We start from the raw sequence: 13,067 nt of genomic DNA, 5'->3' as shown, positions 1-13,067 counted from the left end.
CAGGCTGCTGCGGCCGCTTCGCCGGCAAGGCCGGCTCCTACAGGGAATGCGCCGAACCTGTGGGAGCCGGCCTTGCCGGCGAAGCGCTCAGCAAGATTGAAAGCCCTGCGCCAGCATGTGATCCTAGCGCGCCTTCCCCGCCACGAGCCGCCTACCATGAGCAAAACCATCCGTATCGCCGCTGCCCTGTTGCTCGATGCTCAGGGCCGTACCCTGTTGGTACGCAAGCGCGGCACCCTGGCCTTCATGCAGCCTGGCGGCAAGATCGAACCCCACGAGCAACCCGTCGATGCCCTGGCCCGCGAGCTGTTCGAAGAGCTGGGCCTGCGCATCGACCCGCAGCAGGCGCAGTACCTGGGCCAGTTCAGCGCACCGGCGGCCAACGAGCCGGGTTTCGAAGTGCAGGCCGAGCTGTTTCAGTTGCACACCGACCTGACGCTTGAACCCGCAGCGGAAATCGAGGAAGCCTGCTGGGTCGACGCCCACCAGGTGGATCACCTCGAACTGGCGCCGCTGACCCGCGACCTGATCCTGCCGCTGCACCTGCAACGAGCCGCGCAATGATCCCGCTGCACGAATGGCTGCTGTTCAGTGGCGCCGCGCTGCTGATGGTACTGACCCCCGGGCCGAACATGATCTACCTGATCTCGCGCTCGATCTGCCAGGGCCGCATGGCCGGCGTGACGTCGCTGATCGGTGTGGTGGGCGGGTTTCTGGTGCACATGACGGCCGCAGCTGTGGGCCTCACCGCGTTGTTCATGGCCGTGCCGCTGGGTTACGACCTGCTGCGCTGGGCCGGTGCCGGCTACTTGCTGTGGATGGCCTGGCAGGCGGTCAAGCCGGGTGCGCGCTCGCCGTTCGAGCCCCGTGAGCTGGCCCCGGATTCACCGGCGCGACTGGTGACGATGGGGTTTCTGACCAGCGTGCTGAACCCCAAGGTGGCGGTGTTCTACCTGTCGGTGCTGCCGCAGTTCATTTCGCCCGAGCACGGCTCGGTGCTGGCGCAGAGCCTGACCCTGGGCCTGACCCAGATCGGCGTGAGCTTCACCGTGAACCTGCTGATCGCACTGTTCGCCGCCGGCCTGTCGGCCTGGTTCGCGCGCTACCCGCTGTGGCTGATGTTGCAGCGCTACGTGATGGGCTTTGTGCTGGCGGCCCTTGCGCTGCGCCTGGTGCAGGAACAACGCAAACTGGCTTGATGCTTGCCGCTTGAACCTTCAGCGCACCGCACTGACCCCATCCAGGGTCGAGAACGAGGTGTCCTTGGCGGTCAGCAGAAAGTCGCGCATATACGGTGCATCGAGCATGTCGCTGCGCACTGCGGCGTACAGCGTGGCGAACAGGCCCTTTTCACCCAGGCGCTTGCCCTTCACGTAGCCGCGCGAGCTGTACTCGTGCAGGGCCCAGTGCGGCATGCCGCATACCCCGCGTCCGCTGGCCACCAACTGCATCATCATCACCGTCAGCTCGGCGGTGCGCACCTGCCCGGGCTCGATGTCGGCCGGCTCCAGAAAGCGCGTGAAGATGTCCAGGCGGTCGCGTTCCACCGGGTAGGTGATCAGGGTTTCCGTGGCCAGGTCCTGCGGCACCACGTAGGGCCTGGAGGCCAGTACGTGCTGGTTGGCCACCGCCAGCATCGCCTCGTAGGTGAACAGCGGCACGTAGGTGATACCGGTCAGCTCCAGCGGGTCGGAGGTCACCACCAGGTCCAGGTCGCCGCGGGCCAGGGCCGGCAGCGGGGCGAAGGCGAAGCCCGAGGCCAGGTCCAGCTCCACCTCTGGCCAGGCATCGCGGAACTGGTCGATGGTGGGCATCAGCCACTGGAAGCAGCTGTGGCACTCGATGGCCATGTGCAGGCGCCCGGCGGTGCCGCCGGCCAGGCGCGCAATGTCCCGTTCGGCGCCGCGCAGCAGCGGCAGGGTGGCATCGGCCAGTTGCAGCAGGCGCAGGCCGGCGCTGGTGAAGCGGATCGGCTTGGTCTTGCGGGTGAACAGCTGCATGCCCAGGCGTTCTTCGAGTTCCTTGAACTGGTGGGACAACGCCGACTGGGTCAGGTGCAGGCGCTCGGCGGCCTCCACCAGGCTGTCGGCTTCGCGCAGGGCGTGCAGGGTCTTGAGGTGGCGAATTTCCAGCACCAGGGTGCTCCATGAACAGAATTTGATGGATGAGACAATTCGTTGAGTTTGTCTCATGTTGACGATGCTGTCGACCGCCCGGCAGTTGTCATCAAACGGTCACCGATCTGTGGCAGCGCGCCGGCATGAACTTCATCAGACTCGCGCTTTACTGGCGAACTGCACTCTGGTGTTTCTTTCATGCGGGCAATCCTGTTTCTGGTGGCGCTGTGCAGCGCCTTTTCTTCGTTCGCGGCGCCTCGCTGCGACATCACTTCAGGTATCCGATACGCCGAGGCGGGGCCGGTCAGCCTGGCCTATCAGAGCATCGGGCGTGACAGCGACCCGGCCCTGCTGCTGGTCATGGGCCTGGGCGGCCAGTTGATCCACTGGCCCGACGAGGTGGTACTTGCGCTGTGCCAGCAGGGCTTCAGGGTGATCCGCTACGACAACCGCGACGTCGGCCTGTCGCGCTGGAACCAGCCCCCCGCCCAGGCCAATCTGACGGTCGAGGCGCTGCGCTACCGGCTCGGCCTGCCTGTGGCGGCGCCCTACAGCCTGAGCGACATGGCCGCTGATGGCCTGGCGCTGATGGATGCGCTGCACGCGCAGCGCTTTCATGTGCTGGGGGTGAGCATGGGTGGAATGATTGCCCAGCACCTGGCGGCGATGGCGCCCGAGCGGGTCGAGAGCCTGACCCTGATCATGTCCAGTTCGGGGGCGCAGGGGCTGCCGGCGCCTGCGCCGGCGCTGATTCGGCAGTTGGCCCGGCGCGGTGCGCCGAATCGCCAGGTGGCCCTGGAGCAGCAGGCCGACCTGCTGGCCGCGCTGGGCAGCCCGCAGGTGCAGGATGATCGCCAGGCCCTGTTGCAGCAGGCCGCCACCGCCTACGACCGGGCCTTCAACCCCGAAGGCGTGCAGCGCCAGGTCATGGCCATACTTGCCGAGCCCAGCCGTGTCGAGCTGCTCGACAACCTGCGAGTCCCGGCCCTGGTGGTGCACGGCACGGCCGACCCGCTGTTGCCGGTGATGCACGGCGTGCACCTGGCCGCGCACATCCAGGGCAGCCAGCTACGCCTGATACCGGGCCTGGCGCACCGCTTCCAGGAGCCGTTCAAGGCCCCGCTGCTGGCGGCGGTACTGCCTTACCTGAAGGCGCACCGCGAAGAGCTGGGCCATCTGGCCCAACGCTAGTGCAGGCGCACCCATACGCTGACCAGCACGGTGGCGGCGATCAGCCAGGCCACCGCCGCCAGCGCCAGTGACAGCTCCAGGCGCAGGCGGTCGACCAGCACGTACAGCGCGGCCAGGTACACGAAGTAGGGGATGATCGACCACATGCCGAACACGATGGTGGCCTTCAGGTCCTCCAGCGAGCGGCCCTTGCCGATGATGTAGTGGGCAATCAGGGCAAATGTGGGAAACAGCGGCACCAGCCCGGCCACGTAGTAATTGCGGGTCTTGGCCAGGGCCGCGATGATCAGCACCACCACGGCGCCCAGGCAGGCCTTGAGAATCATGTCCATCGAAACGCTCGCTCAGGCCAGGCCGTATTTTTTGACTTTGTCGAACAGTGTGGTCTTGGCCATGCCCAGCTCCTGGCTGGCCTGGCTGAGGTTGCCGCCGGTGCGCTGCAGGGCGTCGCTGAGCAGGTTGCGCTCGAAGGCCTCGACCGCCTCGGCAAAGCCCAGGCTCTGCGCCACATTGGCGCCGGCCTTCTTGAACGCCGGCAGGCCCAGGGCGTGGCGCTCGGCCACGTTGCGCAGCTCGCGCACGTTGCCCGGCCAGTCATGGGCCATCAGGCGCGACAGGGTCTGGCTGTCCAGCGGCGGTGCCTCGCGGTCGAAGCGCAGGGCCGACTGCTGCAGGAAGTGCTCGAACAGTTGCAGGATGTCTTCGCGGCGCTCGCGCAGCGGCGGCAGTTCCAGGGTCACCACGTTGAGGCGGTAGTACAGGTCGCTGCGAAACTGGCCGGTCTGGCCGAGGGCATCCAGGTCCGATTTGGTGGCGGCGATCACCCGGCAATCCACCGCAATGCTCTGGTTCGAACCCAGGCGTTCCAGGGTGCGCTCCTGCAACACGCGCAGCAGCTTGATCTGCAGGTTGAGCGGCATGCTCTCGACTTCGTCGAGAAACAGCGTGCCGCCGTTGGCGTGCTCGATCTTGCCGATGCGGCGCTTGCCGGCACCCGTGAAGGCGTTGGCCTCGTGGCCGAAGATCTCGGTCTCGAACAGGTTCTCCGGCAGGCCGCCGCAGTTCAACGCCACGAAGGGCTGGCTCTGGCGCCGGCTGAAGTCGTGCAGGCAGCGCGCGACCAGCTCCTTGCCGGTGCCGGTCTCGCCCTCGATCAGCACGTTGGCCGAGGTATCGGCGACGTTGGCGATCAGCTCGCGCAGGTTCTGCATGGCCGGCGAGCGGCCGATGATGCGCCCCTCCAGGGTGCTGCGCTCGGCCAGCTGGCGGCGCAGCGAGAACACTTCGCGGGCCAGGCCGCGCTGTTCCAGCGCCCGGCGCACCACATCCACCAGGCGCTCCGGCGAGAAGGGCTTTTCCATGAAGTCGTAGGCGCCGTTGCGCATGGCGCCCACGGCCATGTCGATGTCGCCGTGGCCGGTGATCAGCACCACCGGCAGGCTCTTGTCGCGGGCCTTGAGGCGGCTGAGCAGTTCCAGGCCATCGATGCCCGGCAGGCGGATATCGCTGACCACGATGCCGGCGAAATCATCGCCGATGCGCTCCAGTGCCTGTTCGGCACTGCCGACGCCTTCGCAGGCGATATCTTCCAGGGCCAGCGCCTGCTGGCACCCGAGCAACACATGCGGATCGTCTTCGACGATCAGGACGGTAAGGGGCGATGGGGTCATAGGGACTCGGCAGGTTCAGTGGGGGCATCGACCAGCGGCAGGCTGAGCACGAACGCGGTACCGCCGCTGGCGGGGTGTTCGACGTTCAGGGTACCGCCGGCTGCAGCGGCGAGGCTGGCCGACAGGGTCAGGCCCAGGCCCAGGCCGTGCTCGCCCGGTTTGGTGGTGAAAAACGGTTCGAACAGGTGCTTGCGCGCTTCATCGTCGATGCCATGGCCGTTGTCGCGCACGCGCAGGCGGTACTTGTCGCCCACCAGCTCGCCTTCGAGCCAGAGTTGCGGCAGCGGCACCGCGGCCATGGCATCCAGGGCGTTGCCGATCAGGTTGACCAGGATCTGCTCCAGGCGGGTCTGGTCGATGGTCAGTTGCTGGTCGGCGTACTCGAGGTGCAGTTTCAGGTGGCAGCCCTCGATTCGCGCATTGAGCAGTTGCAGGGCGGCGGTCACGGCCTTTTCCAGCGAGGCCTGGCCACGGTCGTCGCCGCGCCGGGCGAACGAGCGCAGGCTGGCGGTGATACGGCCCATGCGGTCGATCAGTTCGTTCATGGTCAGCAGGTTGGCGCTGGCGGTTTCCAGCGCACCGCGCTGCAGAAAGCGCACGGTGTTGCCCGACAGGGTGCGCAGCGCCGCCAGCGGCTGGTTCAGCTCATGGGCGATGCTGGTCGACATCTGCCCGATGGCCGCCAGCTTGCCGGCCTGCACCAGTTCGTCCTGGGCATGGCGCAGGGTCTGCTCGGCGTGCCGGCGTTCGCGGATCTGGCCCTTGAGGCGTTCGTTGCTGGCACGCAGGTCGGCGGTGCGCTCGGCAATCTTGCGTTCGAGCTGGTTGTTGGCTTCTTCCAGCGCCTCGCGGGCGGCCAGGCGGGTGGCGATCACCTTGCGCCGCTCGTTCCAGGCTATCAGCAGGATCGCCAGCAGGGCGAAGGCCACGGCCACCAGCACGCCCTGGATCATCGATTCGTGGCGCAGGTCCTGCAGCGGGGTCAGCAGGGTGAAGTGCCAGGGCGTGTCGCTCAGGCGCCGGGTCTGGGCCAGGTAGGTGACCTTGCGGTTGCTGTCGCCCAGTTCGGCATTGGCCGGAAAGGTCAGCTTCTCGACCCCGTCGGCGAGCTTCTCGCGCGCCAGCGGCTGCAGTTCGTTGAGCGGGAACCAGTAGTACTGCAGGCTGCGCGCCAGGCGCTCCTTGATTTCCGGGGTCAGCGGGCGCACCGACTTCAGGCGCCGCGCCGGGTCGCTGGAGAGGATGATGATGCCGTTCTCGTCGCTGACGAAGGCTTCCAGGCGGGCTCGCTGCCAGCGCTCTTCGAGCGCTTCCAGGCGCACCTTGATCACCGCCACGCCGATGATCTTGCCGTGTTCTTCCAGGCCATGGGCCAGGTAGTAGCCAGGTTCGCCGGTGGTGCTGCCGATGCCGTAGAAGCGCCCGGGTTGGCCGCGCACGGCATTCTGGAAATAGGCACGGAACGAGAGGTCTTCGCCCAGGTAACTGTCGACGTCGCGCCAGTTGCTGGTGGCCTGCACCCGGCCGGTGGTGTCGAGCACATAGATGGCGCGGCTGCGGCTGCGCCGGTTGAGCCCTTCGAGGTATTCGTTGACCGCCTGGCGCTGGTCGCCATCGGTGGAGTTCAGCAGGCTGGAGACGCTGTCTTCGAGTTCCAGCAGGCTGGGCAGGTAGGTGTACTTGCTGATCTCGCTCTCGACCGCGCGGGCATGCAGTTCAAGCTGACGCTCGCCGGTCTCGCTGAGGGTGCGGATGCCGTTGTGCTCGCTGATCAGGTAGCCGACCACACCCAGGCCGATCATCAGCAGCAGGACCAGTGGGGGCAGGAACAGGTGGCGGATCAGGCGAGGTTTCACGGCAAGGTCAGGCTTGGCTGGGCGAAAGAGCGTGGGATCGCATTTCATCACAGTGGCCTTGTCACGACCAGCGCCCTCTGCCCGGCGTGGGCCGGGCAGGGGCACCGGGCGGCATCAGTGCTGCAGGATCTTGCTGAGGAAGTGCTGGGTACGCTCGTCGCGCACGCTCTGGTCACCGAAGAACTCTTCCTTGGTGCAGTCTTCGATGATGTTGCCCTTGTCCATGAAGATCACCCGGTTGGCCACTTTGCGCGCAAAGCCCATTTCGTGGGTCACGCACATCATGGTCATGCCTTCGTGGGCCAGTTGCACCATCACGTCGAGTACCTCGCTGACCATTTCCGGGTCCAGGGCCGAGGTGGGTTCGTCGAACAGCATCACGATCGGATCCATGGCCAGGGCGCGGGCGATGGCCACGCGCTGCTGCTGGCCGCCGGAGAGCTGGCCGGGGTGCTTGTGCGCATGGGCCGACAGGCCGACGCGCTCAAGCAGTTGCAGGCCCTTCTTGGTGGCTTCTTCCTTGCTGCGGCCCAGCACCTTGATCTGCGCGATGGTCAGGTTCTCGGTGATGGTCAGGTGCGGGAACAGTTCGAAGTGCTGGAACACCATGCCGACCCGCGAGCGCAGCTTGGGTAGGTTGGTCTTGGGGTCGGCGATCGAGGTGCCGTCGACCACGATGTCGCCCTTCTGGAACGGTTCCAGCGCGTTGACGCACTTGATCAGGGTGGACTTGCCCGAGCCAGACGGCCCGCACACCACCACCACTTCGCCTTTCTTGACCTCGGTGCTGCAGTCGGTCAGAACCTGGAAATCGCCGTACCACTTGTTGACGTTCTTGATGGAAATCATACGGTTATCCTTTTCTGCAGACGCTTGACCAGGAAGGAAGCGGAGAAGCTGATGACAAAGTACACGGCGCCGGCAAACAGCAGGAACTCGTTGGAGCGCCCGATGATGTCGCCACTGGCCCGTGCCGAGTTGAGGAAGTCCACCAGGCCCACGGTGTAGACCAGCGAGGTGTCCTGGAACAGGATGATGCTCTGCTGCAGCAGCAGCGGGGTCATCTTGCGAAATGCCTGGGGCAGGATGATCAGGCGCATGGTCTGCGCGTAGTTCATGCCCAGTGCCTGGGCAGCCGCCATCTGGCCCTTGGAGATCGACTGCACGCCGGCCCGCACGATTTCGCAGAAGTACGCCGCCTCGAACATCATGAATGCCACGACGCAGGAGGTGAACGCACCCACCGGGGTGTCTTCGCCGGTGATCCAGCGCAGCACGAACGGTACCGCCAGGTAGAACCAGGTGATCACCAGCAGCAGCGGGATGGAGCGAAAGTAGTTCACGTAGGCGCCGGCCAGGCGCGACAGCAGCTTGCTCGACGACAACCGCATCAGTGCCAGCACGGTACCCAGCGCGATGCCGCCAATGATGCCCATGAGCATCAGTTGCAGGGTCATCTTCATGCCGTTCCACAGGCCCGGCAGGGCTGGCACGATTCCACTGAAATCCATGTCCATTATTTACCCCCCACGGAGATCAGGCCCGGCACCGCGACTTTCTTCTCGACCAGGCGCATCAGCAGCATCAGCCCCATGTTCAGGGTGAAGTAGATCAGCGTGGCCAGGGTGAAGGCCTCGAACAGGTTGGCCGAGAACTCGGCGGTCTGCTTGGTCTGTGCCAGCAGCTCCATCAGGCCGATCAGCGACGCCACCGAGGAGTTCTTGAACACGTTCAGGAATTCGGAGGTAAGCGGCGGAATGATGATCCGGTAGGCTTGGGGCAGCAGCACGTTGTTGTAGATCTGCGGCAGGCTGAAGCCCATGGCGCGGGCAGCGGCTTCCTGGCCACGGGGCAGTGCCTGGATGCCGGTGCGCACCTGCTCGCACACCCGTGCAGCGGTGAACAGCCCCAGGCAGATGACCACGCTGATCAGCGCCGAGGTGGTCGGGTTGAGGTCCTGCTTGTACCACTCCTGCAGGCCTTCGGGCAGCAGGTCGGGTACCAGGAAGTACCAGATGAACAGCTGCACCAGCAGCGGCACATTGCGAAACAGTTCCACGTAGCACGTGGCGATACCCGACACCAGACGGTTCGGTACGGTACGCATGACGCCGAGCACCGAGCCCAGCAGCAGCGCAATGATCCAGGCGGCAACGGCGATCAGGATGGTCCAGCCCAGGCCGGTGATATACCAGTCCAGGTAGGTCTCGCTGCCAACGCCGGTGGACTTGAAAAAAACGCCCCAGTCCCAGTTGTAATTCATCGGGGTCTCCCCTCAGATCGGTTGTTTCACGGGCACCTTCGAGCATCCGGGGGCGCTGGGCGCCCTCGGATGAAAGGTTAGACACTAACTAGCTGGGGGTCAGGACTTCTTTTCGTCTGCAGCTTTGTCGGTAGGATTGGCGATCAGCGCCTTGAGCTCGTCGCTCATGGGGAACATCAGGTTCAGGCCTTTAGGCGGGATTGGCTGGTTGAACCACTTGTCGTAGATCTTGTTGATCTCACCCGACTTGTACAGGGCGACGATGGCGTCATCGACCGCTTTCTTGAACGGGGCGTCGCCCTTGCGCACCATGCAGCCGTAGATTTCATAGGACTGCGGGGTACCGGTCACGGCCCAGTCGGTCGGCTTCTTGGCCTTGGCCATTTCGCCGGCGAGCAGGGCGTCGTCCATCATGAAGGCCACGGCGCGGCCGGACTCGAGCATCTGGAACGACTCGCCGTGGTCCTTGGCGGAGATGACGTTCATCTTCATCTGCTTGTCGGCGTTCATCGACTTGAGGATGCGCTCGGATGTGGTACCGGCGGTGGTCACCACGTTCTTGCCGGCCAGGTCCGGGAAGTCCTTGTAGGAGGAATCCTTTTTGGACAGCAGGCGGGTACCGATCTCGAAGATGCCGACCGAGAAGTCGACCTGTTGCTGGCGCTCGAGGTTGTTGGTGGTGGAACCGCACTCGACGTCAACGGTGCCGTTCTGCACCAGCGGGATGCGGGTCTGCGAGGTGACCAGGTTGTATTTGACCTTCAGGTCCGGCTTGTTCAGGTCCTTTTTCAGGGCCTCGACGATAGCCAGCTGGATGTCGTGGGAGTAACCGACGGGTTTGCCCGAAGCGTCGGCGATGTAGGAGAACGGGATGGAAGCGTCGCGGTGCCCCAGGGTAATGGTGCCCGAGTCGTTGATTTTCTTCAGGGTGCCGGTCAGTTCGGCGGCAAGGGCCGGCGTGCTGATCAAAGCGGTCGCCATGGCGGCGCCCAACAGATGGGGAACGATACGCATCAAATTTTCCTCGACGTTGTTTTTCTTATTGAGCCGTTGGCGGGCTCTTTCGTTCAGCGAACACAGCAATGAAGCGGTTGCGCATTCGGGTACTGAGTGTAGAGCATGACTCATGCCAAACTCTGATTTTGATCATAACCCCATGCAAATAGCGGCGGCGGGCATTTTTTGCCGGGGTATGGCGGGGGAGGGATGTCCGGGTTTCCGATTAAGGGCCAATGGCTCGTTCGGGAAACCGAACAGATAGTGCTTTGTTGGCCTCATCGCGGGTCAAACCCGCTCCCACTGGTTTGGTGACCTTGTGGGAGCGGGCTTGACCCGCGATGCGATTTGGCGGTGTCAGGCCGCCTGAATACGCCCGCGGCTCAGTTCTACCCGTTGCAGGTAAACCCGCAGAGCCTGTTGTTCGGCCGGGCTGGTGAAAAGCCCCAGCTTGGTGCGCCGCAGCAGGATATCGTCGGCGCTGACCGCCCATTCCTCGCTGCACAGGTAATCCACCTCGCGGGTGAACAACCCGCCACCAATCGCATCGCCCAGGTCGTCCGGGCCCTGGACGCCCTCGAGCAGGCGCCATACGCGGCTGCCGTAGGTCAGCGCCCAGCGCTTGGCGATATCCGCTGGTAGCCAGCCGAAGCGCGCGAGAATCTCGTCGCACAGCGCCTGCGGCGTGGTCATCTGTTCACCGCCCGGCAGGCTGGAGGTGGCGGTCCAGCTACCGGTCATCTGGGTGAAGTACGGCGCCAGCTCGGCCATGGCCGATTCGGCCAGCTTGCGGTAGGTGGTCAGCTTGCCGCCGAACACCGACAGCAGCGGCGCCTCGCCGGCAGACGCCGACAGGGCCAGGGTGTAGTCGCGGGTGACCGCCGAGGGGTTGTCCGACTCGTCGTTGCACAACGGGCGCACACCGGAATAGGTGCTGAGGATGTCGGCGCGGCCCAGCTGGTGGTTGAAGTGCGCGTTCACAACCTTGAGCAGGTAGTCGGTCTCGGCCTCGGTGATGCTCACCTGGGCCGGGTCGCCGCTGTACTCGCGGTCGGTGGTGCCGATCAGGGTGAAGCGCTCCAGGTACGGGATGGCGAACACGATGCGCTGGTCTTCGTTCTGCAGGATGTAGGCATGCTCGCCCTCGTACAGCCGGGGCACGATCAGGTGGCTGCCCTGAATCAGGCGAATGCCGTAGGGCGCCTCCAGCTTGAGGTCGTCCTTGATGAACCTGGCCACCCACGGGCCGGCCGCGTTCACCAGGGCGCGGGCCTGGATGGTCTGCTGGCTGCCGTCGGGGCGTTCGAGCTGCACGTTCCACAGCTTGCCCACGCGCCGTGCGCTGACGCAGCGGGTACGGGTGAGGATGTGCGCACCCAGCTCACGCGCGGCCATGGCGTTGAGCACCACCAGACGGGCGTCGTCCACTGCGCAGTCGGCGTATTCGAAACCGCGGGTGATGGCCGGCTTGAGCGGGTTGCCCGGGCCGAAGCGCAGGCTGCGCGAGGCGCCCAGCTGCTTGCGCTTGCCCAGATGGTCATACAGGAACAGGCCGGCGCGGATCATCCAGGCTGGACGCAGGTGCGGCTGGTGCGGCAGCACGAAGCGCATCGGCTTGACGATATGCGGCGCCTTGGCCAGCAGCACTTCGCGTTCTGCCAGCGCTTCGCGCACCAGGCGGAACTCGTAGTGCTCCAGATAGCGCAGGCCACCGTGGATCAGCTTGCTGCTGGCCGAGGACGTATGGCTGGCCAGGTCGTCCTTCTCGCAGAGCAGTACCGACAGGCCGCGCCCGGCCGCATCGGTGGCGATACCGACGCCGTTGATGCCGCCACCGATCACGGCAACGTCGTAGATTTCGGCAAGAGCGGGCGATGGCGAGCTGGACTGGGACACGAGGCGGCCTCTGGTTTCTATCGAATATGAACATTAATGTTCGTTTGCGAAAATGGTAGCGCAACAAAATGGCGCCCGCCAGTCGCTTTCAATAGAAAATACTGATCGGATGACAAATAAATGAAAAATTATGAACATTCGAGCGGCCCCCGTTGCGAGGGCCGCGATGGCGCTACACCACGTCCAGGCGGATCTTGTGCTGGTTGAGCAACTGGGCGAGGGCGGCGACGGGGGGCTGGTCGGTCACCAGGCAGTCGATCAGGCTGATCGAGCCCAGGCGCACCATGGCGTTGCGCCCGAACTTGCTGGAGTCGGCGGCGAGGATCACCTGGCGCGCATTGGCGATGATGGCCTGGGACACGCGCACTTCCTGGTAATCGAAGTCGAGCAGGCTGCCGTCCTCATCGATGCCGCTGATGCCGACCAGGGCGAAGTCGACCTTGAACTGGTTGATGAAGTCGACGCTGGCCTGGCCGACCACACCGCCATCGCGGCGCACGTTGCCGCCGGCCAGCAGTACTTCGAAATCGTCCTTGGCGCTGAGGATGGAGGCCACATGCAGGTTGTTGGTGATGATCTTCAGGTGGTTGTGGTTGAGCAGGGCGCGGGCGATGGACTCGGTGGTGGTGCCGATGTTGATGAACAGCGAGGCGTGATCGGGGATCTGCGCGGCGATGGCTTCGGCGATACGCTGCTTTTCGTCGCGCATCTGGTCGGCACGCATGGCGTAGGCGGTGTTCTCGATGCTCGAGTCATAGGCCGCGCCACCGTGATAGCGGCGCAGCAGGTTCACTTCGGCCAGCTGGTTGATGTCACGGCGGATGGTTTGCGGGGTTACAACGAACAGCTGCGCCATTTCCTCGATACTGACATAGCCGCGTTCGCGGACCAGCTCGAGAATTTGTTGTTGGCGAGGGGGCAGATTCATGGGCGGTCCTTTTGGGCTGCCGGGCAAATCTGCATGATGCCGCAGGATGGGGGCGGGGGCCAGCGCGGGGCTGGCTGAAACGATCCTGTGGGCGCCTCGCCAGCAAGGCTGGCGCCTACAGTGTAGGAGTCAGCCTTGCTGGCGAAGAAG

The 13,067-nt window shown here is 64.8% G+C and carries 13 protein-coding genes; 3 read left to right on the top strand and 10 right to left on the bottom strand.

Features of this window, described 5'->3' with window-relative positions; translation table 11 throughout:
* The first annotated feature begins 156 nt into the window (after window positions 1-156).
* Window positions 157-564, top strand: a complete 408-nt coding sequence (locus tag DN388_RS02055) for an NUDIX domain-containing protein (RefSeq protein WP_043861997.1) — start codon at window positions 157-159, stop codon at window positions 562-564.
* A complete protein-coding gene (locus tag DN388_RS02050; RefSeq protein WP_054914755.1) occupies window positions 561-1,199 on the top strand; it encodes a LysE family translocator in 639 nt (212 codons plus the stop codon). The genes DN388_RS02055 and DN388_RS02050 overlap by 4 nt, the downstream gene beginning before the upstream one ends.
* Window positions 1,200-1,217: 18 nt before the next feature.
* Here DN388_RS02050 and metR read toward each other — a convergent pair whose 3' ends face one another.
* The gene (gene metR / locus DN388_RS02045; protein ID WP_043861995.1) at window positions 1,218-2,135 is read right to left on the bottom strand and encodes a transcriptional regulator MetR; all 918 of its coding nucleotides are present in this window, start codon (window positions 2,133-2,135) and stop codon (window positions 1,218-1,220) included.
* Between the two features lie 180 nt (window positions 2,136-2,315).
* Between metR and DN388_RS02040 the strand changes: the two genes are divergently transcribed.
* On the top strand, window positions 2,316-3,308 hold the full coding sequence (locus DN388_RS02040) for an alpha/beta fold hydrolase (RefSeq protein WP_254996564.1): 993 nt from the start codon (window positions 2,316-2,318) through the stop codon (window positions 3,306-3,308).
* Here DN388_RS02040 and DN388_RS02035 read toward each other — a convergent pair.
* The 9 genes from DN388_RS02035 to DN388_RS01995 all read right to left on the bottom strand — a co-directional run bounded on the left by DN388_RS02035 (window position 3,305) and on the right by DN388_RS01995 (window position 12,917).
* A complete protein-coding gene (locus DN388_RS02035; protein WP_173925076.1) occupies window positions 3,305-3,631 on the bottom strand; it encodes a GlpM family protein in 327 nt (108 codons plus the stop codon). The genes DN388_RS02040 and DN388_RS02035 overlap by 4 nt on opposite strands.
* 21 nt (window positions 3,632-3,652) lie before the next feature.
* On the bottom strand, window positions 3,653-4,978 hold the full coding sequence (locus DN388_RS02030) for a sigma-54 dependent transcriptional regulator (protein WP_043861992.1): 1,326 nt from the start codon (window positions 4,976-4,978) through the stop codon (window positions 3,653-3,655).
* Entirely contained in the window at window positions 4,975-6,882 is a 1,908-nt protein-coding gene (locus tag DN388_RS02025; RefSeq protein ID WP_254996563.1) for an ATP-binding protein, read from the bottom strand. The genes DN388_RS02030 and DN388_RS02025 overlap by 4 nt, the downstream gene beginning before the upstream one ends.
* A gap of 66 nt (window positions 6,883-6,948) precedes the next feature.
* Window positions 6,949-7,683: an amino acid ABC transporter ATP-binding protein gene (locus DN388_RS02020; RefSeq protein WP_043861990.1), complete on the bottom strand. Its 735-nt coding sequence runs from the start codon at window positions 7,681-7,683 to the stop codon at window positions 6,949-6,951.
* A complete protein-coding gene (locus DN388_RS02015; RefSeq protein ID WP_043861989.1) occupies window positions 7,680-8,351 on the bottom strand; it encodes an ABC transporter permease subunit in 672 nt (223 codons plus the stop codon). Before DN388_RS02015 ends, DN388_RS02020 begins: the two co-directional genes overlap by 4 nt.
* On the bottom strand, window positions 8,351-9,097 hold the full coding sequence (locus tag DN388_RS02010; RefSeq protein WP_043861988.1) for an amino acid ABC transporter permease: 747 nt from the start codon (window positions 9,095-9,097) through the stop codon (window positions 8,351-8,353). The genes DN388_RS02015 and DN388_RS02010 overlap by 1 nt, the downstream gene beginning before the upstream one ends.
* 99 nt (window positions 9,098-9,196) lie before the next feature.
* Complete coding sequence (locus tag DN388_RS02005; RefSeq protein WP_043861987.1) at window positions 9,197-10,111, bottom strand: glutamate/aspartate ABC transporter substrate-binding protein; 915 nt, start codon at window positions 10,109-10,111, stop codon at window positions 9,197-9,199.
* Between the two features lie 339 nt (window positions 10,112-10,450).
* Entirely contained in the window at window positions 10,451-11,989 is a 1,539-nt protein-coding gene (gene glpD / locus DN388_RS02000) for a glycerol-3-phosphate dehydrogenase (protein ID WP_196933034.1), read from the bottom strand.
* Window positions 11,990-12,161: 172 nt separating this feature from the next.
* Window positions 12,162-12,917 (bottom strand): DeoR/GlpR family transcriptional regulator, encoded by a 756-nt coding sequence (locus DN388_RS01995; protein WP_043861985.1) that lies wholly within the window; start codon window positions 12,915-12,917, stop codon window positions 12,162-12,164.
* Window positions 12,918-13,067: the final 150 nt, after the last annotated feature.

Origin of the sequence: Pseudomonas sp. S12(2018) (genome assembly GCF_024355235.1) — a bacterium.
Lineage (GTDB): Bacteria > Pseudomonadota > Gammaproteobacteria > Pseudomonadales > Pseudomonadaceae > Aquipseudomonas > Aquipseudomonas palmensis.
The sequence above is the reverse complement of the archived record's forward strand: the minus strand, read 5'-3'. Positions and strand labels throughout refer to the sequence as shown.